The sequence below is a fragment of the Mesorhizobium sp. M5C.F.Ca.ET.164.01.1.1 genome (assembly GCF_004792125.1).
GTDB classification, from domain to species: domain Bacteria; phylum Pseudomonadota; class Alphaproteobacteria; order Rhizobiales; family Rhizobiaceae; genus Mesorhizobium; species Mesorhizobium wenxiniae.
Genome location: NZ_SRTG01000008.1, coordinates 89,513 through 113,526, shown reverse-complemented (window position 1 = coordinate 113,526; position 24,014 = coordinate 89,513). Strand labels below are relative to the sequence as shown.

General features: G+C 61.8%; 23 protein-coding genes and 1 tRNA gene. 8 read left to right on the top strand and 16 right to left on the bottom strand.

The genetic code is table 11. The annotated features are described in order from the left end of the window. Positions 1–59 precede the first annotated feature (59 nt). Together EN807_RS28795 and EN807_RS28790 are read left to right on the top strand one after the other, a co-directional pair. Entirely contained in the window at positions 60–2,258 is a 2,199-nt protein-coding gene (locus EN807_RS28795) for an esterase-like activity of phytase family protein (protein ID WP_127317031.1), read from the top strand. 253 nt (positions 2,259–2,511) lie between these two features. Beyond that, a complete protein-coding gene (locus EN807_RS28790; RefSeq protein ID WP_135937638.1) occupies positions 2,512–2,907 on the top strand; it encodes an endonuclease domain-containing protein in 396 nt (131 codons plus the stop codon). A gap of 250 nt (positions 2,908–3,157) precedes the next feature. On the opposite strand, the gene EN807_RS28785 is transcribed toward EN807_RS28790, so the two are convergent. The 12 genes from EN807_RS28785 to EN807_RS28730 form a co-directional block, all read right to left on the bottom strand. Further along, entirely contained in the window at positions 3,158–6,940 is a 3,783-nt protein-coding gene (locus tag EN807_RS28785) for a vitamin B12-dependent ribonucleotide reductase (RefSeq protein WP_135937637.1), read from the bottom strand. Between the two features lie 706 nt (positions 6,941–7,646). Continuing rightward, positions 7,647–8,135 (bottom strand): NUDIX hydrolase, encoded by a 489-nt coding sequence (locus EN807_RS28780; RefSeq protein ID WP_127317028.1) that lies wholly within the window; start codon positions 8,133–8,135, stop codon positions 7,647–7,649. A 199-nt stretch (positions 8,136–8,334) separates the two neighbouring features. Continuing rightward, positions 8,335–8,835 (bottom strand): xanthine phosphoribosyltransferase, encoded by a 501-nt coding sequence (gene gpt, locus EN807_RS28775; RefSeq protein ID WP_029353723.1) that lies wholly within the window; start codon positions 8,833–8,835, stop codon positions 8,335–8,337. A gap of 147 nt (positions 8,836–8,982) precedes the next feature. Further along, positions 8,983–9,816 (bottom strand): universal stress protein, encoded by an 834-nt coding sequence (locus tag EN807_RS28770; protein ID WP_127317027.1) that lies wholly within the window; start codon positions 9,814–9,816, stop codon positions 8,983–8,985. Between the two features lie 177 nt (positions 9,817–9,993). Continuing rightward, a complete protein-coding gene (locus EN807_RS28765; protein ID WP_135937636.1) occupies positions 9,994–10,737 on the bottom strand; it encodes a competence/damage-inducible protein A in 744 nt (247 codons plus the stop codon). Between the two features lie 317 nt (positions 10,738–11,054). After that, complete coding sequence (locus EN807_RS28760) at positions 11,055–11,948, bottom strand: carbohydrate ABC transporter permease (protein WP_128342214.1); 894 nt, start codon at positions 11,946–11,948, stop codon at positions 11,055–11,057. 1 nt (position 11,949) lies between these two features. After that, a complete protein-coding gene (locus EN807_RS28755) occupies positions 11,950–12,900 on the bottom strand; it encodes a sugar ABC transporter permease (RefSeq protein WP_023798201.1) in 951 nt (316 codons plus the stop codon). A gap of 107 nt (positions 12,901–13,007) precedes the next feature. Continuing rightward, positions 13,008–14,333 (bottom strand): ABC transporter substrate-binding protein, encoded by a 1,326-nt coding sequence (locus tag EN807_RS28750; RefSeq protein ID WP_135937635.1) that lies wholly within the window; start codon positions 14,331–14,333, stop codon positions 13,008–13,010. A gap of 36 nt (positions 14,334–14,369) precedes the next feature. Beyond that, on the bottom strand, positions 14,370–15,458 hold the full coding sequence (gene ugpC / locus EN807_RS28745; protein ID WP_135937634.1) for a sn-glycerol-3-phosphate ABC transporter ATP-binding protein UgpC: 1,089 nt from the start codon (positions 15,456–15,458) through the stop codon (positions 14,370–14,372). A 290-nt stretch (positions 15,459–15,748) separates the two neighbouring features. Continuing rightward, positions 15,749–15,988, bottom strand: coding sequence for a DUF2188 domain-containing protein (locus tag EN807_RS28740; RefSeq protein ID WP_065008174.1), 240 nt, complete (start codon positions 15,986–15,988; stop codon positions 15,749–15,751). 31 nt (positions 15,989–16,019) lie between these two features. After that, positions 16,020–16,328, bottom strand: a complete 309-nt coding sequence (locus tag EN807_RS28735) for a DUF982 domain-containing protein (RefSeq protein ID WP_135937633.1) — start codon at positions 16,326–16,328, stop codon at positions 16,020–16,022. Between the two features lie 113 nt (positions 16,329–16,441). Then, complete coding sequence (locus EN807_RS28730) at positions 16,442–17,545, bottom strand: NADH:flavin oxidoreductase/NADH oxidase (RefSeq protein ID WP_135937632.1); 1,104 nt, start codon at positions 17,543–17,545, stop codon at positions 16,442–16,444. A gap of 278 nt (positions 17,546–17,823) precedes the next feature. On the opposite strand from EN807_RS28730, the gene EN807_RS28725 reads away from it, so the two are divergent. Next, positions 17,824–18,402, top strand: a complete 579-nt coding sequence (locus tag EN807_RS28725) for an NUDIX domain-containing protein (RefSeq protein ID WP_065008177.1) — start codon at positions 17,824–17,826, stop codon at positions 18,400–18,402. A 43-nt stretch (positions 18,403–18,445) separates the two neighbouring features. On the opposite strand, the gene EN807_RS28720 is transcribed toward EN807_RS28725, so the two are convergent. Beyond that, positions 18,446–18,531 (bottom strand) — tRNA-Leu (locus EN807_RS28720). Positions 18,532–19,027: 496 nt separating this feature from the next. Next, positions 19,028–19,474, bottom strand: coding sequence for a potassium channel family protein (locus EN807_RS28715; RefSeq protein ID WP_246684409.1), 447 nt, complete (start codon positions 19,472–19,474; stop codon positions 19,028–19,030). A 135-nt stretch (positions 19,475–19,609) separates the two neighbouring features. Between EN807_RS28715 and EN807_RS35770 the strand changes: the two genes are divergently transcribed. Continuing rightward, on the top strand, positions 19,610–19,924 hold the full coding sequence (locus EN807_RS35770) for a hypothetical protein (protein ID WP_189522603.1): 315 nt from the start codon (positions 19,610–19,612) through the stop codon (positions 19,922–19,924). 164 nt (positions 19,925–20,088) lie between these two features. Here EN807_RS35770 and EN807_RS35765 read toward each other — a convergent pair whose 3' ends face one another. After that, positions 20,089–20,418, bottom strand: a complete 330-nt coding sequence (locus tag EN807_RS35765) for a hypothetical protein (protein ID WP_189522602.1) — start codon at positions 20,416–20,418, stop codon at positions 20,089–20,091. A gap of 304 nt (positions 20,419–20,722) precedes the next feature. Here EN807_RS35765 and EN807_RS28705 point away from each other — a divergent pair, with 304 nt between their 5' ends. From EN807_RS28705 to EN807_RS28695, 3 genes are all read left to right on the top strand, one after another. Beyond that, positions 20,723–20,932 (top strand): hypothetical protein, encoded by a 210-nt coding sequence (locus tag EN807_RS28705; protein ID WP_135937631.1) that lies wholly within the window; start codon positions 20,723–20,725, stop codon positions 20,930–20,932. A gap of 52 nt (positions 20,933–20,984) precedes the next feature. After that, positions 20,985–21,164, top strand: a complete 180-nt coding sequence (locus EN807_RS28700; protein ID WP_029353754.1) for a hypothetical protein — start codon at positions 20,985–20,987, stop codon at positions 21,162–21,164. Positions 21,165–21,306: 142 nt separating this feature from the next. After that, positions 21,307–21,759: a cupin domain-containing protein gene (locus EN807_RS28695; RefSeq protein WP_135937630.1), complete on the top strand. Its 453-nt coding sequence runs from the start codon at positions 21,307–21,309 to the stop codon at positions 21,757–21,759. Positions 21,760–21,908: 149 nt separating this feature from the next. Here the strand turns inward: EN807_RS28695 and EN807_RS28690 are convergent, their stop codons facing one another. Next, a complete protein-coding gene (locus tag EN807_RS28690) occupies positions 21,909–22,199 on the bottom strand; it encodes a hypothetical protein (RefSeq protein WP_135937629.1) in 291 nt (96 codons plus the stop codon). Here EN807_RS28690 and ade point away from each other — a divergent pair. Further along, on the top strand, positions 22,198–24,009 hold the full coding sequence (gene ade, locus EN807_RS28685) for an adenine deaminase (RefSeq protein ID WP_135937628.1): 1,812 nt from the start codon (positions 22,198–22,200) through the stop codon (positions 24,007–24,009). The two genes, EN807_RS28690 and ade, sit on opposite strands and share 2 nt — an antisense overlap. Positions 24,010–24,014 lie beyond the last annotated feature (5 nt).

The window sequence follows — 24,014 nt, the reverse complement described above, 5'->3', positions numbered from 1 at the left end:
GCTTTGAAATGTCGTTCCCCCAAAGCAGGTGGCTTCCATTCGAACAGGAGACGCCACCCGTGCCCCGCCATTCCGCGCTTTTCGTCTTGACGGCAGCGCTTGCTGCCTCCGTTTCGCTGCCGGCCCATGCCGACATGATGTTCAACCGGGTCGCGAGCTTCGCCGTCGCCGGAAACCTCCCGGCGGACGTCGAGAAGACCACGCCGACTTCGTCCGAGATCATAACGGCGACCGAAGACGGCATGACGCTGGTCTATTCCGACAGCCCGCTCGGCGCCGTCGGCTTCATCGACATCACTGACCCCAAGGCGCCCAAGGCCGGCGGCATCGTCAAGATCGAGGGCGAGCCGACCTCGGTCGTGGTCATTGGCGGCAAGGTGCTGGCTGGCGTCAACACGTCGGAGAGCAAAGCCAAGCCTTCGGGCAACCTCACCGTCATCGACCTTGCCTCCAAGGCGATCGAAGGCACCTGCGACCTCGGCGGTCAACCGGACTCGCTGGCGTTCAGCAAGGATGGCAAGTTCGTGGCCATCGCCATCGAGAACGAGCGCGACGAGGAGCTGAACGACGGAGAAATTCCGCAGATGCCGGCGGGCGACCTCAAGATCTTCACGCTTGCCGAAGGCGAGCCTGATTGCGCGACGATGAAGAGTGTGAACCTGGCGGGCATCGCCGAAGTTGCAGCGGAAGATCCGGAGCCGGAATTCGTCGCCTTCAACGAAGCCGGCGAGATAGCGGTCACCCTGCAGGAAAACAACCACGTCGCCATCGTCAACGCCGAAACCGGCGCGATCGTCACGCACTTCTCGGCAGGCTCCGTCACGCTGGATAAGATCGACACCAAGAAGAACGGCGCCTTCTCCTTCGATGGCAAAATGGAAAACGTCGCGCGCGAACCCGACGCCGTAAAATGGCTCGACAATGACCGTCTCGTCGTCGCCAACGAAGGCGACTACAAGGGCGGCTCGCGCGGCTTCACGATCTTCAGCAAGAAGGGCGAGGTTGTCTACGAATCCGGTCCGTCCTTCGAGTACGAGGTCGCCAATGCCGGCCATTATCCCGATGACCGCAACAAGAAGGGCATCGAGCCGGAAGGTCTCGATACCGGCGCCTTCGGCGAAGACAGACTGATTTTCGTCGCTTCGGAGCGTGGCTCCGTTGTCGGCGTCTACAAGGACACGGGTGCTGAGCCTCAGTTTGTCCAGATCCTGCCGTCCGGCATCGGTCCGGAAGGCCTGGTCGCGATCCCCTCGCGCAATCTCCTGGTCACCGCCAACGAGGCCGACCTGGTCGAGGACGGGCTCGCCCGCTCGCACGTGATGATCTACGAGCGCTCCGAGGGTCCCGCCACTTACCCGATGATCACGGCAAAGCTCACGGCAGACGGCACGCCGCTCGGCTGGGGTGCGCTTTCGGCGCTCGCGGCCGGCGACACTGCCGGCAAGCTCTTCGCGGCCTCGGACTCGTTCTACGCCAACGCGCCCTCGATCTTCGAGATCGATGCCACGCAGACGCCGGCGCTGATTACCGGCAAGACCATTGTCACGCGTGGCGGCCATCCTGCGCAGAAGCTCGACATCGAAGGCATCGTCGCCGATGGTGAAGGCGGCTTCTGGCTGGCCAATGAAGGCGATCCGGCAAAGCTCGTCCCGCACGCCATCCTGCGCGTCGACGACAAGGGCGAGATCAAGCAGGAAATCGGCTTCCCGATGGACCTGCTCGCCCACCAGACCCGCTTCGGTCTCGAAGGCATCACCACCATCGGCGAGGGCGACGACCTGACGCTGGTGATGGCAATGCAGCGTGAATGGGCCGACGATGCGAAGGGCCAGGTCAAGCTTTTGGCCTACAAGCCGAAGGCCAAGGAATGGTCGGCGGTGCGCTATCCACTCGAAGCGACCGAGGCTGGCTGGATGGGGCTGTCGGAGATCACCGCGCATGACGGCAAGCTCTATATCCTCGAACGCGACAACCAGATCGGCGCCCTGGCCAAGGTGAAGCGCGTCTATTCGGTGGCGCTCGATGCCTTCAAACCTGCCAAGCTCGGCGGCGAACTGCCGTTGGTCGAAAAGACGCTGGTGCGCGACATCATCGGCGACCTGAAATCAGCCACCAACGGCTATGTCATCGACAAGGTCGAAGGTTTCACCATCGACAAGAACGGCGACATCTTCGTCGCCACCGACAATGACGGCGTCGACGATTCTTCCGGCGAAACGCTGTTTCTCCGCTTGGGCAACATCAGCGCCGTAAACTGAGGGCAATTCTTTCCTTCTCCCCTGTGGGAGAAGGTGGATCGGCGCGCAGCGCCGAGATGGAAAGGGGGTGTTGGACGGAGGGCCGTCGGTGCCAAGCTGGAACACACCTCATCCGACCTCGCTTCGCGAGGCCACCTTCTCCCACAGGGGGAGAAGGGAAGGCGCGGCATTCCGCGCTTTAGCCAATCTCGAATGTCAGCGATTTGCGTGACGATGGTGCTGGACGGAGCGCCAAGGCTGGTAATCTCGCCCCATGCCACCCCAGCCCGTTGCTCCGACCAAACGTGATTTCGCTCGCTCGATGCGCCGCGAGCCAACGGAGGCGGAAGACCGCCTGTGGCACGAGCCGCGCGGACGCAGGCTCGATCGCATCAAATTCCGGCGTCAGGTTCCTGTCGGCAAATTCATCGCCGATTTCGTTTGCGCCGAGGCCAGCCTGATCGTCGAGATCGACGGCAGCCAGCATGCGGACTCGAACTACGATCGGGAACGAGACGCCGAATTGAAGGCGAGGGGCTTTCGCGTGCTGCGTTTCTGGAACGACGACGTGCTGCGTTTCTGGAACGACGACGTGCTGCGGGACTTGAACGCCGTCTGCGACACCATCATCGCTTATGTCCGCGATGAGAATTTGCAACCGTGGCGGTAGCACAGTCTTGCCCTTCTCCCCTTGTGGGAGAAGGTGGATCGGCGCGCAGCGCCGAGACGGTTGAGGGGTGCTGGAAGGATCGCCGTCCGTGCCAAGCTGGAACACCCCTCATCCGACCGAGCTTCGCTCGGCCACCTTCTCCCACAAGGGCAGAAGGGAAGGCTGCGTCGGATCACGGCCCTTAAAAACATTTCGGCCCGATCTTACGACCGGGGCCGATGATGTTGCGTTCCAGCGCTGCAGATTCTCCTCAGCTGCACCCGCTCGTAGCTCCGCAGGTGTCGCACTTCTCGCACGTCCCGTTCCGCACCATCGTAAAATTGTGGCATTCCGAGCATTCGTTGCCGGTGTAGCCCTGCATCAGCGATTGCTGACGCCTTGTCGCGGCGAGCGCTTTCGCCTCGGCGGCCTCCTGCGCGGCGGCATCGGTGAACAGCTCCCCCGAAGCCTCGGCTTCTTCCTCGGCGATCTCTTCGACCAGTTCCCTGGCGCGCTCTTCATAGTCGCGCTTGTAGGCGATGGCTTCGTCGCTGGCCGGCTTCAGCGCCAGCACATTGGAGCCTGAGAACGCCGTCGGCGCCGAACGAGTGGGGACGGTAGCGGGAGAGGGACTTGAACCCCCGAAGCCCTTGGGCTCGGCACCCGACACCAGCTTGACCGGTGAGACGCCGCGAGTCAGTCCCTTGGAGAAGGGCGTCGCCTTGCCTTCGGTGATGCCGCGCCCGAGTGCGGTCTTGTCGAAATCCGACTGGTCGACATGGGCGAGGTCGTGGCGCGCAAGATAGGACACGGCAAGCTCGCGGAACACGTAGTCGAGGATCGACGTGGCGTTCTTGATCGCGTCGTTGCCCTGCACCATGCCGGCCGGCTCGAATTTGGTGAAGGTGAAGGCTTCGACATATTCGTCGAGCGGCACGCCGTATTGCAGGCCGAGCGAGATGGCGATGGCGAAGTTGTTCATCATCGCCCGGAAGGCCGCACCCTCCTTGTGCATGTCGATGAAGATCTCGCCAAGCCGACCGTCGTCGAATTCGCCGGTCCTGAGATAGACCTTGTGGCCGCCGACGACCGCTTTCTGGGTATAGCCCTTGCGGCGGTTCGGCAGTTTCTCGCGATCGCGATAAAGGCGTTCCACGACGCGCTCGACGATTTTTTCGGTCACCTGCACGGCGCGCTGTGCGGCGGGTGCCGCGATCAGCTGCTCGATCGCCTCGTCCTCGTCGTCTTCGACGTCCGCAAGCAGCGAGGCGTTGAGCGGCTGCGAGAGCTTAGAGCCGTCGCGATAGAGCGCGTTAGCCTTCAGCGCCAGCTTCCACGACAGCATGTAGGCGCCCTTGGCGTCTTCCACCGTCGCGTCGTTCGGCATGTTGATGGTCTTGGAAATGGCGCCGGAGATGAAGGGCTGGGCCGCCGCCATCATCTGGATGTGGCTGTTGATCGACAGCGAACGCTTACCGATCTTGCCGCACGGGCTGGCGCAGTCGAACACCGGCAGATGTTCGGCCTTCAGGAACGGCGCGCCTTCCAGCGTCATCGCCCCGCAGACATGGATGTTGGCGGCCTCGATGTCCTTGCGCGAAAAACCAAGTGCCGGCAGCATCTCGAACGAGAAATCGTTGAGCTGCTCGTCGGTGAAGCCAAACGTCTCCTTCACCCAGTCCGCACCCAGCGTCCACTGGTTGAAGACGAACTTGATGTCGAACGCCGACTTCAGCGCCGCATTGAGTGCCGCGATCTTGTCGTCCGTAAAACCCTTTGCCTTGAGCGAGCCGGGATTGATGCCAGGCGCCTGGTTGAGGTTGCCGTGGCCGACCGCATAGGCCTCGATCTCGGCGATCTGCGCTTCCGAATAGCCCAGCGTGCGCAGCGCTTCCGGCACGGCGCGGTTGATGATCTTGAAATAGCCGCCGCCGGCCAGCTTCTTGAACTTCACCAGCGCGAAGTCGGGCTCGATGCCGGTGGTGTCGCAATCCATGACCAGGCCGATCGTGCCGGTCGGCGCGATTACGGTCGCCTGCGCATTGCGGTAGCCATGCTCCTCGCCGAGCTCGATGGCGCGGTCCCAGGCAGCCTTGGCATGGGCGGCAAGCTCAGGCTGCTTCAGGTCGGAGGCGACCAGCGGCACCGGGTTGACGGCGAGCTTCTCGTAGCCATCTTTGTCGCCATAGGCAGCGCGGCGGTGGTTGCGCATGACGCGCAGCATGTTCTGCGCATTGCGGTCGTAGTCGGGGAAGGCGCCGAGCTCGGCGGCCATTTCGGCCGAGGTGGCATAGGCCGTGCCGGTCATAACAGCGGTGAGTGCTGCGCAGATGGCGCGGCCCTCGTCGGAATCATAGGGAATGCCCGAGGTCATCAGCAGGCCGCCAATATTGGCGTAGCCGAGGCCGAGCGTGCGGTATTCGTAGGAGAGCTTGGCGATCTCCTTCGACGGGAACTGCGCCATCATCACGGAAATTTCCAGCACCATGGTCCAGAGGCGAACGGTGTGCTCGAAGGCTGATATGTCGATGGTGCCGTTGGCGTTGCGGTAGGGCAGCAGGTTGATCGACGCCAGGTTGCAGGCCGTGTCGTCGAGGAACATGTATTCCGAGCACGGGTTGGACGCCCGGATCGCACCGGCCGAGGCGCAGGTGTGCCAGTCATTCATCGTCGTGTTGAAGTGCAGGCCCGGATCGGCCGACGCCCAGGCGGCATAGCCGATCTTCTCCCACAGATCCCTGGCCTTCAGCGTCTTCAGCACCTTGCCGTCCTTGCGGGCGGTGAGGTGCCAGTCGCCGTCCTGCTCTACGGCGCGCAGGAAATCGTCCTTCAGAGAGACCGAATTGTTGGAGTTCTGGCCCGAAACGGTGAGGTAGGCATCCGAATCCCAGTCGGTGTCGTAGGTCTTGAACGACATCGAAGTGTAGCCCTGCTTGGCGAACTGGATGACGCGGTAGATGTAGTTCTCCGGCACCCCGTCCTTCTTGGCCGACTTGATCTCGCGCTTCAGCGCTGTGTTGATCGCCGGGTCGAAGCAATCGTCGTCCTGGCCTTCGCAGTTGATGCAGGCCTTCATGATCGCTTCGAGGTGCTTCTTGACGATCTTGGAGCCGGTGACCAGCGAGGCGACCTTCTGCTCCTCATTGACCTTCCAGTCGATGAACTCCTCGATATCGGGATGGTCCGCGTCGACGATGACCATCTTTGCGGCGCGGCGCGTCGTGCCGCCCGACTTGATGGCGCCCGCCGCGCGGTCGCCGATCTTCAGGAAGCTCATCAGGCCGGACGAGCGGCCGCCGCCGGACAGCTTTTCGCCTTCGCCGCGCAGGAATGAAAAGTTGGAGCCGGTGCCGGAGCCATATTTGAACAGCCGCGCTTCACGCACCCACAGGTCCATGATGCCGCCTTCGTTGACGAGATCGTCCTGCACGCCCTGGATAAAGCAGGCATGCGGCTGCGGATGCTCGTAGGAAGACTTCGACTTGGTCAGCTTGCCGGTGAACGGGTCGACATAGAAGTGACCCTGGCTCGGGCCGTCGATGCCATAGGCCCAGTGCAGGCCGGTGTTGAACCATTGCGGCGAGTTCGGCGCAACGCGCTGGGTGGCCAGCATGTAGGCAAGCTCGTCGCGGAACGCGCGCGCGTCTTCCTCCGACTTGAAGTAGCCGCCCTTCCAGCCCCAATAGGTCCATGTACCGGCGAGGCGATCGAAGACCTGGCGGGCGTCGATCTCGGAGCCGTAGCGCTCGCCCTCGGGCAGTTTTGCCAGTTCGGCCTCGTCGGCAACGGAGCGCCACAGGAAGGAGGGGACATCATTCTCCTCGACCTTCTTCAGCCGTGCCGGCACACCGGCCTTGCGGAAATATTTCTGCGCCAGGATGTCGGCGGCAACCTGGCTGAACTGCGCCGGCACATCGATATTGTCCAAGCGGAACACCACCGAGCCATCCGGATTCTTGATCTCCGAAAGCGCCTTGCGGAATTCGATCTCCGCATAAGCCGCCCCTTCTTGACCTGCTAGCCCTTGCTTGGTGAAACGACGCTCGATGCGCATTGGTCCTATCCCTTTGTGTGTCTACATATAGCGCTTTTCCAAGGGGATTTCTGCCCCCTTGGCGAAACGCGCATGTCCGCCGCCTGCCGGCGTTAGAAAACGGCCGGCTCCTTTTTCACAGCCGCCGCCGCCCTGCTGGTCAAACTCCTTGCGAAGTACCTGTCCAACGCGCCGGCGAACCCTGTGGGTCCCTCAAAACTGAAGCTTTTTTCGACTCCCTCAATCGAGGGAAGCTCACACTATCTAGCGTCGAACCTACCTGCAAACGCTAAATATAGTGTTAACAGACAATTTATTCCAGTCCGACATTTTTCCCTTTCGCCCCCAAAGACCCCACAACCCCAACGCATCCGCTGGCCTCGTAGACAGGCGGAAATGCGGCCAAAACGCACATAATCCGGGAAAAAGACCGGGCTCAGAACTTTCCGGTCGCACTCTCAACAGGAGCGCATGGCCCATAAAAGGCGACTCGTTTTGCGCCGTCAAGGATTCGTTTGCGTAGCTTTTGTGACCCCAACATCTTGTGTGTCACATATGTGGATAACGGGGATAGAAGTGGCGCGGAGGATTTCGATTTTGTCCCACGTCCAGGCCATCGACCGTGATGACAACGCACGCCAAAGCCGTGGTGGTCAAATCGATTCTCTTCGCCAAAGAGCATCGCCGGTGATGCGGCAGGTGCGCAGCTTTGGCCAGTGCGCCTTGCTCAGGAGAACTGGTGCGGATCGGCGCAGAAATAGGCGATGATCTGACCAAGGTCCGGCTCGTTGACCATGCGCACGGCCTCGGCGGGGCTGACCCATTTACGGGTGCGCGACCGCTTTTCCTTCCACCGGTCGGCGATCTTGTCGACCTGCAGCGGAAATACCAGGACTTCGCAAGGCACTTCCTCGCCGGAAGCCAATGCCTTGGCATAGAAGTAGCGGCCGGCTTCGTGGTGGGAGATCGTGCCGCGCAGTCCGGCTTCCTCGCCGGCCTCGCGGGCCGCCGCTTCGCAAAGCAGTTCCTTGGCCTCAGGCCAGCCCTTGGGAAGCACCCAGCGACCGGTATCGCGGCTGGTGATCAGCATGATCTCGACGCCATGCCCGGTATCGCGCCAGGGCAATGCTGCAACCTGCAGGCGGCACGGCGCTGTGCCGAAGAGCCGCTGAACCCTTTCGGCCAAATGGTTGTGCGTTGCTGGCCTCGTCAACATCGGAGAAGCTTGCCCCAGCCTCCAGAATCATCTGCCGTCTCGTGAATCTTACGGCTAATCATGAGCAATAAAAGTAAAAATCCTCATACGGACTGGTTAACCACACCACAGGCGTCCATTCAGGAAATATCGTGCGCCGCGGCACTCTTTCAAGAAGTGCTCGCCGGCATGTTCCGGGAGAAAAAGCAGTTGCCGCGAATCAACCCACGTGATCGTCGGCGATCGGCTTCTGGTAGGTGAAGCCCATATCCCACGGAAAATAGATCCAGGTGTCCTGGCTGACCTCGGTGACGAAGGTGTCGACCAGCGGCCTGCCTTTCGGCTTGGCGTAGACCGTGGCGAAATGCGCCTTGGGCATCATGGCGCGCACGATGCCCGCGGTCTTGCCGGTATCGGTGAGGTCGTCGATGATCAGCACGCCGGCGCCGTCATCGGCGAGCAGTGCCGGCGTGACCTCCTTCAGCACCTGCAGCTGCCCCTGGCTGGCGTAGTCGTGATAGGAGGCGACGCAAACCGTCTCGATGACCCGGATGCCGAGTTCACGCGAGATGATGGCGGCCGGAACCAAGCCGCCGCGCGTGATGCAGACGATCGCCTTCCACTGGCCTTTGTTGGCGCCGGCAAGCCGCCAGGCAAGCGCACGCGCGTCGCGGTGGAACTGATCCCAGGAGACGGGAAAGGCCTTTTCGGGAAGGGACATTTTTGCATGCACTCCGCAGCGCGCGAAAAACCGCGCGCAAACACTTGAAGGAATGCGCGCGGAATTAACTGGAAAGCCTTGGCCTTGGCAAGGGCGGCGGCAGGCGATCCCTGTGAACTCGCCCCTGTGGAGTTACCCTTTGTGGACTTACCGTGACAGGAAAGCTGCCACCGGCAACGTGCGCAGCACCGTGCGCGTGACCCCGCCGAACAGAAGCTGGCGCAGCCAGGAATGGCTGTAGGCGCCGAGCACGAGCAGATCGGCGCCGGTTTCGGCAACCCTGGTCTGGATCACGTCGTCGACCGAGTGGCCGCCCGATTGCAGCACCGAGACGCTGACGGTGGCGCCATGCCTGGACAGGGCAGCGGCGATTTCGGCGCCGGCCGCCTCCGGAGCCTCGTCGAGCGTATCCGGCGGGTCAATGACGACAATATCAGTCTTCTCGGCATCGATGATGAAGGGCAGGGCATCGAAGGCGGCGCGAGCGGCTTCCTTGCTGCCATTCCAGGCGAGCAGCACATGCTTGAAGCTGGTGACGAGCGGGCCTGAATGCGGCACGACCAGCACCGGCCGGCCGGCGTCGTAGACCAGCGTGTCGACATCGGCGCTCGGGTCGCCGCCCGACTCGCGCTGCGCGGCGATGATCAGGTCCGCAGTGCGGACGGTTGGGATGCCGGTCAGCGCGCTGTCTCCGGAAAAGCTCTCGAGGCTGCGCCACTCGAAGGACAGGCCGGAATCCTCGACATGCCTGAGGAAAACCGCCTGCAATTTTTCAGCACGCTCCTTGTTCATGTCGGCCGAAACCTGCAGGAACTCGGTGTCCGGAAAGCCGGTGGCCGAGGTGTAGGGGACGGGAAGCGCTTCGGCATGAATGCCGATGAGATGGCTCTGGAACCTGTCGGCAAGCGGAATGGCGCATTCGAGCACGCGCACCGCGTCCTGTTCGTTCTGCAGTATAGCAACGATGGTCTTGAATCGCATGGTAACCCCTCAATTTACGGCGATCGGAACTCGCCCGCATGAAACGTTACATCACCATGCTTGGTTCCGGCTAATGCATGTCGCCCAAAAGTGCGCAGCGGTTTTGGGATAACGACATGCATAAAAAAGAACCTAAAGCGCGTCGCATGAAACCTCTCAGACGTGACGCGCTTTAGGTCAGCTGGCCGCGCTGGCGAGGCCTGCGACCATCGCCTCGACATCGGCGTAGGCGGCGTCCAGCGCTTCCTGGCTGCGGGCACGGACGACCAGCTCGGTCCAGAACTTGCCGTCGCCATATTTCGGGTAGGACCCGATGATAGTATCCGGATGCGCCTTCTGGATGTCGCCGAGCGGTCCGCCGACCAGGCCTTCGCCGAACGGACAGTGCACGGTGGCCGACAGCATTCTGGTGCCGGCCTTCAGCGTCGGCACCACATTGTCGAGCATCGCCTGGAAAATCGACGGCACGCCGGCCATGACATGGACGTTGCCGATGCGAAAGCCGGGCGCGATGGACACTGGGTTGTCGATATGGTCGGCACCACGCGGCATCCGCGCCATGCGCTTGCGCGCCTCGGTGTATTCGATGCCGCGCGCGGCGTAGCTCGCTTCCAGCATGGCATAGGCCTTGGCGTCGTATTCGCAGGGCACGCCGAAGGCGTTGGAAATGGCATCCGCGGTGATGTCGTCATGCGTGGGGCCAATGCCGCCGGTCGTGAAGACATAGGTGTAGCGGGCACGTAGGGCGTTCACCGCGGCGACGATCTCGTCGTCCTCGTCGGGAACGATGCGCACCTCCTTCAGGTCGATGCCGATCGCCGTCATGATTTCGGCGAGATGGCCGATATTCTTGTCCTTGGTGCGGCCGGACAGAATCTCATCACCGATGACGAGCATGGCGGCGGTGACGATTTCAGACATGGGAGCTCCGGCAATAGGTCGCCTTAGGCAGACAGAGTCGCCTCGGGCAGACAGAGTCGCCTCGGGCAGACAGGTCGCCTTTAGGCAGGCAAGGTCGCCTGAGATAGCGCGGCGGCTCGCCGGCGGCAATACGCCAGGATATTGGCGCCCACGGTGCGGCTCTTCCTTCCCCTTGTGGGAGAAAGTGGATTGGCGCGCAGCGCCAAGACGGGTGCTGGCTGGAACGCGGTCGGCACCAAGCTGGAACACCCCGACCTCGCTTCGCGAGGCCACATTCTCCCACAAGGGAGAAGGGAGAAGGTGCGGCGCCATACGCGCTATTCCTTCACCGCACCGGTCATCGAGGAAACGTAGTGCTCGACAAAGAACGAATAAAGCACGACCACCGGCAGGGAGCCGATCAGGGCTCCGGCCATCAGCGCTCCCCACTCATAGACGTCGGAACGGACAAGCTCCGTGAGCACCCCGACCGGCACGGTCTTGTTTTCGGACGACTGGATGAATGTCAGGGCATAGATGAATTCGTTCCATGACAGGGTGAATGCGAATATGCCGGCTGAAATCAGGCCGGGCACCGACAGCGGCAGCACGATCTTGGTGAGGATCTGCCACCGGCTCGCCCCGTCGATGAGCGCGCATTCTTCCAGTTCGAACGGGATGGAGCGGAAGTAACCCATCAGCAGCCACGTGCAGAAGGGTACCAGGAAGGTCGGGTAAGTAAGAATGAGCGCGAAGGGCGTGTCGTAAAGCCCAAGGTTGAACACCATCACCGACAGCGGGATGAACAGGATCGACGGCGGCACGAGATACGCGAGGAAGATCGCGAGCCCGACCTGCCGCGCCCCCGAAAACCTCAGCCGTTCGATCGCATAGGCCGCGAACACCGCAGCCAGCAGCGACAGGAACGTCGCGGCGGTCGAGATGATGATCGTGTTGAGCAGCCAGCCCGGATAGGACGTGTCGAACAAGAGATAGCGGATGTGCTCGAATGTCGGATGCACGACCCAGAACGGATTGAAATTGGCGTAGTCGGTCATCTCGTGATTGGGCTTAATCGCCGTGATCGTCATCCAGTAGAACGGGAACAACAGCACGATGACGAACACCAGCAACGGCAGATAGACCGTCACCACGCGCCGCGGCAGGCTCTGAAGGTAGCCCATGCCGCCTTCGTCGAGTTCCTGACGATTCGTTTTTTTGATCGTGGCCATGTCAGTCTCCGCCGCCCTGCTGCCATTTGCGGCGTTGCAAGCCGAAATAGCTGAACAGGATCGCCGCAAGCAGGAACGGGATCATGGCGACAGCGATGGCGGCGCCCTCGCCAAGCTGGCCTCCCGAAATGCCGCGCTGAAACGACAATGTCGCCATCAGATGGGTGGCATTGACCGGTCCGCCGCGGGTCAGCACATAGATCAGCTGGAAATCGGTGAAGGTGAACAGCACAGAGAACGTCATGGTGATGGCGATGATCGGCGTCAGCAGCGGCAGCGTCACAAAACGGAACAATTGCCAGCGGCTGGCGCCGTCGAGCGTGGCGGCCTCGTAAAGCGACTGGGGAATCGTCTGCAAGCCGGCCAGCAGCGTGATGGCGACGAACGGAATGCCGCGCCAGACATTGGCCGCGATGACCGAAGCGCGCGCATTCTCCGGGTCGCCGAGGAAATTGATGCGATGGTCGATTAGGCCCATTTCCATAAGCGCCCAGGACAGGATGGAGAACTGCGAATCGTATATCCACCAGAAGGCGATGGCCGACAGCACCGTCGGCACCACCCACGGCAGCAGGACGATCGCGCGGAAGAACGATTTGAAGGGAAGGTTCTGATTGAGGATAAGCGCCAGCCAGAGGCCGAGCGCGAACTTCAGGATCGAGGCGCTTATTGTGTAGAGCAAGGTGTTGAATACGGAGAGCCAGAAGACGGCGTCATCCGACAGATATTGGTAGTTTTCGATGCCGATGAAGATACCGGGGCGGCCGATGCGGGCATCCGTGAAGCCGAGCCAGATGCCGAGTCCCAGCGGATAGGTCAGAAAGACCAGCAGCAGCGCTGCCGCCGGCAGCATGAAGCCGAAGCCAAGCGCGTTCCGGCTGTCGGCCAGGAGCGACAGGCTCCGCGACAGGATCGACGGACGCGGCTGAACGGCAGCGGACGACACGGCCATGGGACGGCTCCTCATAAGGTCTGCTGGCATGATGGCCTGAGTGGCCGCCACACGATTTCAGGAACCAGACCGGGCAGCGCGGTCGCGGCTGCCCGGCTCGGCTGTGATCAAACGCGATAGTACCGGTTGGCGCGTTTCTCCGCCTCTTCCATCGCCTCCTGCGCCGTCGCCTGGCCCGTCACGGCCTTGGCGAACATGTCGACCAGGACATAATCGGCCATGGTCGCCGCCGAGGCGTAGCCGAGCGGCCCGGCATAGCCGTTGGGACGCAGCGTCGCCGAGGCCTTGGCGTAGGCGGCATTGTTCGGGTCGGCCGTCCATACCGGATTGTTGTCGAAGGCTTTGAGTGTCTGGCAGCAGTAGGCGGCCGAGGAGGTAATCCACTCCGCCATTTGCTGTTCCTCGAACATGAACTGCAGATAGGCCTTTGCCGCGTTGGGGTAGGGCGTGTAGTCGAAGATCACGGCCGTGGTCACCTGGAACAGCTCGACCGATTTCCCGACGGGACCGATCGGCAGGCTGGTCGTGCGCATGTCCTTGGCGATTTCAGTCAGTTTCGGATCATTGTCCTTGTTGGTCTTGGCCGTGTTATACACGGAAATGCCGTTGGCGATGACGCCCAGTTCGCCGGCCAGGAAGGCGCGGTTGTTGTTCACGTCGAGCCAGCTTTCGGTGCCGGGGATGAAGGTCTTGTAGAGTTCCTGCGCGTATTCGATCGCCTTGAGCGTCTCCGGGCTGTTGATCGTCACCTTTCCGCTCTCGTCGACCATTTGGCCGCCGTGGCTCCAAAGCAGCCAGTGAGCATAGTTGTTGCCGTCGCCGACGCCATGGCCGTGCGTGAAGCCGGCCGGATGCCCCTTCGCCTGCAACGCCTTGCAAAGCTCGAGGAAGCCCGCTGTGTCCTTCGGAAATTCCGAGAAGCCAGCCTCCTTCACCCAGCTTTCCCGATAGACGATGGCATTGCCGATGGTGGCCAGAGGCAGGCCGAGGAATTTCCCCTCCCGCGTCGCATATTGCTTTGGCCCGTCGTGCCAGCCGCCGTATTTCGTGCCGAGATACTCACCCAGTTCCGTCACGTCGTGCAACTTGTCGGGGTATTGGTGCGGGTCGTCGAACCAGACCAACATCAGATCTGGACCGGAGCCGACATTGGCGGCAACCGCCGCCTTGGGGCGAATGTCCTCCCAGCTTTCCTTGTCGACACGGACCTCGACGCCTGTCGTCTCGGTGAACCGCTTGGTGTTGGCCAGCCATTGATCCTCATCGCCCTGCACGAAGGGCGACCAACGCAGCATCCGCAGCTTTGCGCCGTCTTCGGGCTTGTATGTCAATCCCTCCTGGGCAAAGGCGGAAGAGCCGACGAACCGGCTTCCCAAGGCTCCCGCCGCCACGCCGGCGGTGGTGCGGATCACGTCACGTCTGGTGAATTTCATGCTCGTCTCCTCCTGTTTATTTCCTCGCGGTGGTTCTTACTGCCGGGTGCGCATTTCGAAGCGCTGGCCGGTTTGGCCATGAAAGAGATGGATGAGGCCGGGCTCGGCCGTCAGCCGTACGGTCTCGCCCGGCGTGAAGGAATGGCGCTCCCGGAAATTGGCGACGATCTCTTCGCCGCCGGCCGTCCGGCCGATGAGCTGCACTTCCGACCCGGTCGGCTCGACCACCACGACGGTGACCGGAATGCCATCTTCGTCGGACAGCCGCAGATGCTCGGGTCGTATTCCCAGCACCACCTGTTCGCCGCTGCCGATCGAAGGTACCGCGGCCAGCGGCAGGGAAATCCCCCCGGAGCCGCGAAAAGACGATGAGCCGCCATCAGTTGCGATTTCGCCCCTCAGCATGTTCATGGCGGGCGAGCCGATGAAGCTGGCGACGAAGAGATTGTTCGGCCGGTCGTAGAGTTCCAATGGCGGCCCGATCTGCTCGACGAGGCCGTCATGCATGACCACGATCTTGTCGGCCATGGTCATGGCCTCGATCTGGTCATGGGTGACATAGACCGTCGTGGTCTTCAGGCGCTGATGCAGTTCCTTGATCTCGGCGCGCATCTGCACCCTGAGTTTGGCGTCAAGGTTGGACAGCGGCTCGTCGAACAGGAAGACCGCCGGATCGCGCACGATCGCCCGGCCCATGGCGACGCGCTGGCGCTGGCCGCCGGAAAGCTGCCGAGGATAGCGCGCCAGCAGCGGCACCAGCCCCAGGATTTCGGCGGCGCGCTGAACGCTGGCACCGCTTTCGGCTTTCGAAACACCCTTGAGCATGAGCGAGAACGCCATGTTCTCGGCGACGGTCATGTGCGGGTACAGCGCATAGTTCTGGAACACCATGGCGACGTCGCGTTCTTTTGGCGCAACGTTGTTGACGACACGCTCGCCAATCGCGATCTGGCCGCGCGAAATCTTTTCCAGGCCGGCAATCATCCTGAGAAGGGTTGATTTTCCGCAGCCCGACGGCCCGACCAGCGTGACGAACTCGCCATCGTCTATATCGACGCTGACGCCGTGGAGAATTTCGACGGTTCCGAATGATTTGTAGACATCGCCAATCGCGACAGACGCCATCGATTTCCTCCCGAATGCTTCCTGCGACGTCTTCGAAGGAAACCGCTTTCCTAACTGGCCGCGGCAGCTCCCAAAGTTCCTCCCTGGTCACGCGCGATGATGAAACGGTAGCGCTACCAGACTGCCCTGTAAAGCGGCTGCGTGGCAAGCACTCTTCTTCGTTGCTCCTGATCGTGTTTGTTCCCGGCGGGATTGAAATTCGCCACGTCTGGGATCCTAGCAGGAAAATGACTCGCAGCCCCAGCCCTTGAAAACGGAGGTGCGAGAAGTCATCAGTATACGACACCAGCCTAATCGGAAACTTCGGTTTGCGGCCGGTCCCGGCCGTCGGCGAGTTCGTCGTGCCATTTGCCGTCGGCGTCCTCGTACTGGATGCCGTCCGTGGTGCCGGCGACCTGCTGTTCGGCCGAAGCGATCTCGGCCGCGCGGAGCGCGTCCTCGTGGGTAGGGAACGTTTCCGAGAATGTCGAGCCGACCTTGTAGGCCCAGCCCCCGTCATGCTCGACAATCTTGTAGGTCAGCTTCGCCATGAAAACCTCCAGTGGGAAAAGCTCCGTCTGCTCAATGCAGTTTGCCTTCGGGTAGTTTGTCTTCGGGCAGCCTGCCGTCGGACAATCTCTCGTCGGGAACCAGCACGTCCGATTCCTTCGCGGCTTCGACCAATGCGCGGCGCGCATCCGCCGTCGAACGATAACCCTCCAGCACTTTTAGGCAAGTGTCGAGAGCATCGCGATGCCGGGGACCACGATTGAGCGGCCAGACCGTCATCAGGCACTCCGCCGCTTCCTGGGTGCTGCGGATCTCACGGTATTTGCCGACATGGCCAAGTTCGACCACCACCGGCTTTTCAAAAGGCTTGTTGTCCATCATCGCCGCCAACGCGGAACGGCCGATTTGGTTGCACGTCCTTCCGCGTAAAGGTCTCAAGGGTCTCAATCATTGGGGTCGCGGTCATTGGGGCCGCAGCCATTGGAAATGGTCGCTCAGCCCGCCGCCTTCATCCAATGCTGCATCGTCGTCACCGAGCGGGCAAGCTGCGGCGCCGGGTGGATCGTCTCGCCGAAGGTGGCCGCGGCGCGCCACGCCCAGCGCGGATCGGCGAGGAAGGCGCGGGCCAGAGCCACCATGTCGGCACGGCCCTCGGCAACGATCGCCTCGGCCTGCTTCGGGTCGTCGATCAGGCCGACGGCCCGCGTCGGGATGCCGGCGACGTTGCGCACGGCTTCCGCCAGATGCACCTGGTAGCCCCGACCTGTCGGCAGCTTCTGCAGGGGCGAATTGCCGCCGCTCGAGCAGCAGAGATAGGCGACGCCCGCTGCCTTCAGCGCCTTGGCCACTTCGATCGCGTCCTCGACATCGAAGCCGCCATCGACCCATTCCTTGATCGACAGCCGCGCCCCGAGCATCAGCTTGGGCACTGCCTTCCTCACCGCCTTGGCGATCTCGACGACAAAACGCATGCGGTTTTCCAGCGAGCCGCCCCAGCGGTCGGTGCGCTGGTTGGAAAGCGGCGACAGGAACTGGAAGATCAGATAGCCGTGTGCCGCATGCAATTCGATGAAATCGAAGCCGGCCCGCTCGGCCCGCCTCGCCGCCTCGGCGAAGCGTTCGATGATGTGCAGGATTTCCTCATCCTCCAGCGCCCGCGGCACCTGCCAGCCCGTGTCGTAGGCGATTGCCGAGGCGGACACGATCGGCCAGGGATCCTGATCGGCACCGAGCGGCCCGCCGCCTTCCCAAGGCTTCCGGTTAGATGCTTTGCGGCCGGCATGGGCAAGCTGCGTGCCGAATTTGGTGCCGGGGGCGGCGACGCGCTTGGCGGCATCCAGCGCGCGCCGGGCGGCTGCCTCGTTGTCGTCGGAGTAAAGGCCGAGGCAGCCATGAGAGATGCGGCCGCGCCGCTCGACGTCGGTCATCTCGACGGTGACCATGCCGGCGCCGGACATCGCCAGGTTCATCCAATGGTACAGGTGCCAGTCGCTGGCTGAACCGTCATCGGCGGAATACTGGCACATGGGCGCGACCGCGATGCGGTTGGGAAAGGCGAGGCCGTCAAGTGTGATCGGCTGGAAAAGGGATGTGGTCATCAAAAAAACTCCGGGGAGGGGCTGTCGCTATTTAGGCAGTGGATTGCGCCTGCGCCATACACGAGGCGGTGAAGCGCGCCCCTGGACCAATTGCTGTTGGGATTGCGCACGGGCCGGTTCGCGGCTAGCGGATGACCCCGAACCGAAGGTCAGCGCAGCAAAAATCGATTCCGATTTCGGAATGGATCATGCGCAGATCAAAAGTGCTACAGCGTCCTTTGCGCGTCCAAGAGGACGCGCGGCGCTGTAGTCCTCACGCCGGCAGCACGGAGTTCACCATGGAAGACCGCATTCGTATCCGTTCGGAAGAAGTCCTTTCCGATGATTGGGCAGTCCTGAAAAAGACTGTCCTCGATTATCGCCGGCGCGACGGGAAATGGGAGACGCAGATCCGCCAGACCTACGATCGCGGCGACGGGGCGGTGATCCTGCCTTACGACCCCGAGCGCTCGACGGTTCTGCTCGTTCGGCAGTTCCGCTACGCGGCCTACGTCACCGGCCACCGCGAGCCGCTGATCGAGGCCTGCGCCGGCCTGCTCGATGAACACGATCCCGAAACCTGCATCCGCAAGGAGGCGGAAGAGGAGCTCGGCTACCACCTGAAGGACGTTGATCGGCTGTTTTCGCCCTTTATGAGCCCTGGCAGCGTGACCGAGCGGCTCTGGTTCTTCGTCGCGCGCTATTCGCCGACCGACCGCATCTCGGACGGCGGCGGCGCGCCGGAAGAAGGCGAAGACATCGAGGTTCTGGAGATGCCGCTCGATGAAGCTCTGGCCGGCATCGCCGACGGCCGCATCATCGACGCCAAGACCATCATCCTGATCCAGCATCTGAAGCTGAACCCGATCCGGGCTTGATCTGCCGGAACCTGGACGCCGCCGAGGAGCGCCGTCGGTGTGCTGGTGCGGACGACGGGAATCGAACCCGTACGATCAGAGATCGAGGGATTTTAAGTCCCTTGCGTCTACCAATTCCGCCACGTCCGCGCCCTTTTCGTTTCAACTACTTAGGCGATTTCGTCAATCGGCGTTGTGCAGTCCGAAAATTGTGTTGTGCGAAACTGCGTTCCCTTTTCATTCGCCGGAGCCCGTTTTTGCCATATTTTCCGGTCCATGCTCGCAGCGTCCAAGCTCTTTCTCGACATGCCTGGTATAGTGCTCGCCCAAGCGCGTAGGGCGGCCCCCAGCGCGTCGGCGCCTCGTCCCGGCGTCATTGCCCATGCGCCGTATGGCGGCATAGGTGACGCGCAGCCCCTCCAGTGTGCAGCCTTAATCTCCAATTGGGATTAGCTGCGCCGGGTCCAATGGGGGAGGGCTGCATGGTTCGGATGATCGGATGATTGCTGATCTCCGCATTCGCTGCTAGCCATTTTTGAAGGAACTCGACCTCAGCATCGTTGATAGTTCCCTCCGCGGCCAGGCCGCGTGCGAGCCCTCATTGCGTTTGTGGAAGTTTAGGCGCTCAAAGCACTACGCACACGCGTCAGTCCTGCTTCCGCTTCCACAAATCCGAAGTCGATGCGTATGCGAACGATGCTGACCAAGTGATCAGGACGAGTCCGTTGAGACCTTCCAAGGCAGCAACGATCCGCATCGGCCCAGTGGCATAGACTTCGCCAAAGCCGATGGTCGTGTAACAGGTGATCGAGAAATAAAAGAAATCCGCTGCGCTCCCGGAAAACAAGCCTGCGAGAGCTCCAAGGTCTGGATGCTGGTGCATCCAGGCATAGGCGACCGCGAAAAGACAGATCCCCACCACGTGAGCAATGATCGCTGCGATGACTAAGAGCAGCAGATCAACCCGCATCGGAAGTGAAAAACGACGCCTCATCGCTCCGGCGATATTCAGCACCTCATAGTGCATCAGAACCGTTACCAGTGCGAGACCTGCAGATATGGCGAACGCGATAACCAACTGCGGTACCTTCAAGTAGGCTTCAGATGCTCAACGCCTATCACCGCGCGAGCGGTTCGAACAGCTTGTCGCGATGTACGAGCCCGATGCTGCCCGCCGCCTTCATCGAGGCTATCGACGACATCCGCTCCAACATCGTCCTGCGGCGCCTTGTGGGAGCGTCTGGAGCGCGGTGAGATCAACGGTGCCATCCATGAGCTCGTCGCCCTGACGCCACGCGATGCGATCGCCGCCGACGCGAATGGTGAGAGCGAACGCGAGGCCCCGTGGTGCGATCGCCGCCGGGTCGTCGGCAAATCCGCCGGAACCGATCCGCTCCCCAGAGCTTTCGTAATCAGGGGCAGCGTCAAAGAGGAGACTGTTATGGATCGGCAGGAAAATAGTGTTTTGGAGGCTGGCTGGCTTTTGGCGGTCCCGCTTTCTATCGGGTTTACCGTTTTGATTGCAGGCTTAGTGCTGGGCTAGTGTGCTATGAGAACCGGAACTCGACCGCTCGCCCCTGGGCCGTCCATGATTGCCGGGCGTCAACGGACCCAAAATCGCGCAATAGCTGCGGCACAAGAGCAAGGCGGACGTCACCGTCGCGCTTTTCGCCAGCCCGCTGATCGCGCTTCTGCCTCGCTGCAAAATCAGCGCTCCCCCTTGCCGGTCGAGGTTACGGTTCGGTCATGACGGCGGCAGCGCGAAAGGCGCCCGCTAGGCGTCCATTCTAGCAGATCGTGCACCGGCTTGTCGCACCAGATCACTTGCCTGAGATCCGGCATATCCACCGGCTGCGCATAGATCGGGCGGATGTAAAAATCGTCGCCTTCGTTCTTGCGCGGATCGCCAAACGCCTGCGTGGCAGGAAGACCTTCGGCATGCCTCGCTGCAGGACTTTCGCGAGGAAAAATGATCACCACGCAATGGAACTTTGCGCGGGCACAGTGGTTTGGAGGCCAGTCGGAGAAATCCGGCATGTTCTGAGGAGCCGAGCCTGTCCGGATTCCCCCCTCGCCGGGGCGGGCTCGTTACCCAACCGTTACCGGTCCCTCAAGGCTAGAGCGTTTTTTCCGGCCCGCATCATGGCACGCGCGACCCGCCTTGGATGCGGATCGTCGGCGCGAAATTCGTGCCCAAGTCAACAGCATAGCTGCCGTTACCGGGCCGGCGGCAACTCTTACCAGCGAGGGAATCAAACACTGAGGTTCAAACAAGATCGTTTCCACCTGGAACAATTTCGTAGTGGCTGAGTTTCGCACTAAAGCTACTGGAATCCCGAACATGGCAGAGTTTGACACAGAACGAGGGAAGTCTGTTGCCGAAGCCGTTCGGCAACTGATCCGTTCCGAAGATAATCGCCGGTATTTACACGACGCGCTGGATCTTGCCGTCGACCTGCGACTGCCCAGCCCCCTTGCATCATTGCTTGAGGCGCTTGATCAGACCGGGCGGGATCCATTTCCGCATTCCCGAACCCCGAACGAGCGATGATCGAGTAAAGCGCGCCAAGTCTTCCCCTCTACCCCATGGCTCACTACTCCCCATGACTCAACGCTACGACATTGAGAAGACACCTGAAGGCACGTGGGACATCATCGACGTGTTCACAGGGCTGCCGGTTGTCGAGGTGGGTGTCCCCTTGATCGACATGCCGATCGAAGAGGCCGACGATTTGGTCGAACTTCTTAACTGCCGCGACAGGGAACAGCGGGAGGACACTTAACGGCGGCTTCCGAGGCCACCGCGAAAGCGCGTCCCCCGTTCGGAGGATGCGTTCGGGCGTTCTGCATTGGTAGGCTCCAATTGGTGAGTGATTCAGCGTTGAAATTTGACGCTGTCCTCTACGAACCAATGGAGAGATTGTCATGCTCAAGCTCGCCTCTGCTCTGGCGCTGTTGCTTGTTGGGACAGCGCCTCTGTTTGCCGATGATATGCCAGTGAACGCGGACAGTATCAAATGGGGCCCTGCTCCTGCTGTCATTCCCGCTGGCGCGGACATAGCGGTTATCGCTGGAGATCCCTCAAAGGATGGGCCTTATGTGCTGCGACTGAAGACGCCCGCCGGCTACAAAATTGCCGCACATAGTCATCCCACCGCGGAATATATAACGGTGCTTTCCGGCAACTTTCATATCGGAATGGGCGATAAGTTCGACGAGGCGAAAGGCATCGAACTAACTGCTGGCGGCTTCGGAGTTGCGCCGGCCGGAATGAATCACTTCGCCTGGATGACAAGCGAAACGATTATTCAGGTCCATGGCAACGGACCGTTCACGATCAACTACGTCAATCCGGCGGACGATCCGAGCAAAAAATGACAGTTCGGGGATCAAATTGATTGAACCGCCTGCAGGCTCGAATGGTGGAGGTCGAGACCCTCTGAGCGGCCGGATCAGGCACTTCCAGTTCTGATCTGAGTCTTCGAGTAGTGTCTGCGGTTTCCCGAACGTCGATTCAGAAAGATTCGCTAACGGGAGGCAATCTGATTTACCGCAAACGGAATCGTATTCCGGTTGGGCACTTTGCCGTGGACGGCGCCGAAACAAAAAACCCGCCTCGGCGGCGGGTCGTTGGCGCAAATCAGCGCCATGACGAAATCCATAACATAAATGCCGTCACAAAGTACGAATCGCGAGCTCGCAACAGACGCGAAAATCACGGTCGATGTTAAGGCCGAGGAGCCCTCAGGCAATCCGCCGATCTCGCTGGTCAAAACGCCATCGGCTTGGCACAGTCGGGAAAACAGGAGTCTCTTCATGGCGAAGACCGCGCGTGCGACGAAACCAAAACCCTGGGCCGAGGCGGCCACGCATCTGGTCGACGTCGCGATGGGCAGGAGGCCCGCCGATCTCGTCATCCGCAACGGGCGCTGGGTCAACGTTCACTCCGGCGAGATCATCGCCGGCACCGACATTGCCATTGCCGGCGGCCGCTTCGCCTATTGCGGACCGAATGCCGGCCACGCCATCGGGCAGGGCACCAAGGTGGTCGACGCCGGCGGACGCTATCTGGTGCCGGGTCTCTGCGACGCGCATATGCATGTCGAGAGCGGCATGGTGACGGTGACGGAGTTCTGCCGCGCGGTCATCCCGCATGGCACCACCTCGATGTTCATCGATCCGCACGAGATCGCCAATGTGCTCGGCCTGCCGGGTGTGCGGCTGATGCATGACGAGGCCGTCGCCATGCCGATCAACGTGTTAGTGCAGATGCCGTCCTGCGTGCCCTCCGCACCTGGGCTGGAGCATGCCGGCGCCGAGCTGACGGTCGCCGATGTCGCCGAGGCGATGGCGTGGGAAAACATCATCGGGCTTGGCGAGGTGATGAATTTTCCCGGTGTCGCGGCCAACGATCCGGTGATGTCGGGCGAGATCGCCGCGACGGTGAGGGCGGGCAAGACCGTCGGCGGCCATTATGCCTCGCGCGATCTCGGCCTGCCGTTCCACGGCTACGTCGCCGGCGGACCCGAGGACGACCACGAAGGCACGCGCGCCGAGGACGCCATCGCCCGCGTCCGCCAGGGCATGAAGGCGATGCTGAGGCTGGGCTCGGCCTGGTACGACGTCGCCTCGCAGATCAAGGCGGTGACGGAGAGCGGGCTCGACCCGCGCAACTTCATCCTGTGCACCGACGACAGCCATTCCGGCACGCTTGTCCATGAAGGCCACATGGACCGGGTGGTCAGGCACGCCATCAGCCAGGGGTTGAAGCCGGTGACCGCGATCCAAATGGCGACGCTCAACACCGCCCAGCATTTCAGGCTGGAGCGCGAGCTGGGTTCTATCGCGCCGGGGCGGCTCGCCGATCTGCTGATCGTCTCCGATCTGGCCGCAATGACCATCGATGAGGTCTACGGCCGCGGCGTCAGGCTGGCCAAGGGCGGCAAGCTCGACATCGACATTCCGGCCTCTGACTATCCCAAGTCGGCGAAGAACACCGTCAAGCTCGGCAGGAAGCTCAAACCGGGGGATTTCGACATCGTGGCGCCTATCGGCGCCAACGAGGTTCGGGTTCGGGTCATCGGCGTGATCGAGAACCAGGCGCCGACGCGCGCGCTCGAGGCCGATCTTCCGGTGGAGGACGGGCTGGTCGCCATGGACCGCCGCAACGATGTCTGCCAGATCGCGCTGGTCGAGCGCCACAGGGGCACGGGCGGCGTCACCAATGCCTTCGTCTCCGGCTTCGGCTACATGAGCGACTGCGCCATGGCCTCCAGCGTGGCGCATGATGCGCACCACATCATCGTCGTCGGCACCAGCAAGCAGGACATGGCACTGGCGGTCAACCGGCTGGGCGAGGTCGGCGGCGGTGTCGTGCTGTTCTCCAAGGGCAAGGAACTGGCGCTGGTCGAAATGCCGATCGCCGGGCTGATGTCGGACGAGCGCGCCGAAATCGTCGCGGCCAAGGCGGACAAGCTCACCGAGGCGATGCGCCAGATGGGCTGTTCCCTGAACAACGCCTACATGCAGCACTCGCTGCTGGCGCTGGTCGTCATCCCGGAACTGAGGATTTCCGATGTCGGCCTGATCGACGTGACGACGTTCCAGAAGGTCGACCTGTTCGTCTGACAACA

Bases quoted from the DNA above. Each gene is read 5' to 3' on its own strand.
- EN807_RS28755 (WP_023798201.1), bottom strand. From the start codon at position 12,900: ATGGCCGTGTCGTCCGCTGCCGTTCAGCCGCGTCCGTCGATCCTGTCG.
- EN807_RS28760 (WP_128342214.1), bottom strand. From the start codon at position 11,948: ATGGCCACGATCAAAAAAACGAATCGTCAGGAACTCGACGAAGGCGGC.
- EN807_RS28780 (WP_127317028.1), bottom strand. From the start codon at position 8,135: ATGTTGACGAGGCCAGCAACGCACAACCATTTGGCCGAAAGGGTTCAG.
- EN807_RS28725 (WP_065008177.1), top strand. From the start codon at position 17,824: ATGGAAGACCGCATTCGTATCCGTTCGGAAGAAGTCCTTTCCGATGAT.
- EN807_RS35765 (WP_189522602.1), bottom strand. From the start codon at position 20,418: ATGCCGGATTTCTCCGACTGGCCTCCAAACCACTGTGCCCGCGCAAAG.
- EN807_RS28740 (WP_065008174.1), bottom strand. From the start codon at position 15,988: ATGGCGAAGCTGACCTACAAGATTGTCGAGCATGACGGGGGCTGGGCC.
- EN807_RS28700 (WP_029353754.1), top strand. From the start codon at position 20,985: ATGACTCAACGCTACGACATTGAGAAGACACCTGAAGGCACGTGGGAC.
- EN807_RS28785 (WP_135937637.1), bottom strand. From the start codon at position 6,940: ATGCGCATCGAGCGTCGTTTCACCAAGCAAGGGCTAGCAGGTCAAGAA.
- EN807_RS28730 (WP_135937632.1), bottom strand. From the start codon at position 17,545: ATGACCACATCCCTTTTCCAGCCGATCACACTTGACGGCCTCGCCTTT.
- EN807_RS28770 (WP_127317027.1), bottom strand. From the start codon at position 9,816: ATGCGATTCAAGACCATCGTTGCTATACTGCAGAACGAACAGGACGCG.
- EN807_RS28695 (WP_135937630.1), top strand. From the start codon at position 21,307: ATGCTCAAGCTCGCCTCTGCTCTGGCGCTGTTGCTTGTTGGGACAGCG.
- EN807_RS28750 (WP_135937635.1), bottom strand. From the start codon at position 14,333: ATGAAATTCACCAGACGTGACGTGATCCGCACCACCGCCGGCGTGGCG.
- EN807_RS28705 (WP_135937631.1), top strand. From the start codon at position 20,723: ATGGCAGAGTTTGACACAGAACGAGGGAAGTCTGTTGCCGAAGCCGTT.
- EN807_RS28790 (WP_135937638.1), top strand. From the start codon at position 2,512: ATGCCACCCCAGCCCGTTGCTCCGACCAAACGTGATTTCGCTCGCTCG.
- gpt (WP_029353723.1), bottom strand. From the start codon at position 8,835: ATGTCCCTTCCCGAAAAGGCCTTTCCCGTCTCCTGGGATCAGTTCCAC.
- EN807_RS28735 (WP_135937633.1), bottom strand. From the start codon at position 16,328: ATGATGGACAACAAGCCTTTTGAAAAGCCGGTGGTGGTCGAACTTGGC.
- EN807_RS28765 (WP_135937636.1), bottom strand. From the start codon at position 10,737: ATGTCTGAAATCGTCACCGCCGCCATGCTCGTCATCGGTGATGAGATT.
- EN807_RS28690 (WP_135937629.1), bottom strand. From the start codon at position 22,199: ATGAAGAGACTCCTGTTTTCCCGACTGTGCCAAGCCGATGGCGTTTTG.
- ade (WP_135937628.1), top strand. From the start codon at position 22,198: ATGGCGAAGACCGCGCGTGCGACGAAACCAAAACCCTGGGCCGAGGCG.
- ugpC (WP_135937634.1), bottom strand. From the start codon at position 15,458: ATGGCGTCTGTCGCGATTGGCGATGTCTACAAATCATTCGGAACCGTC.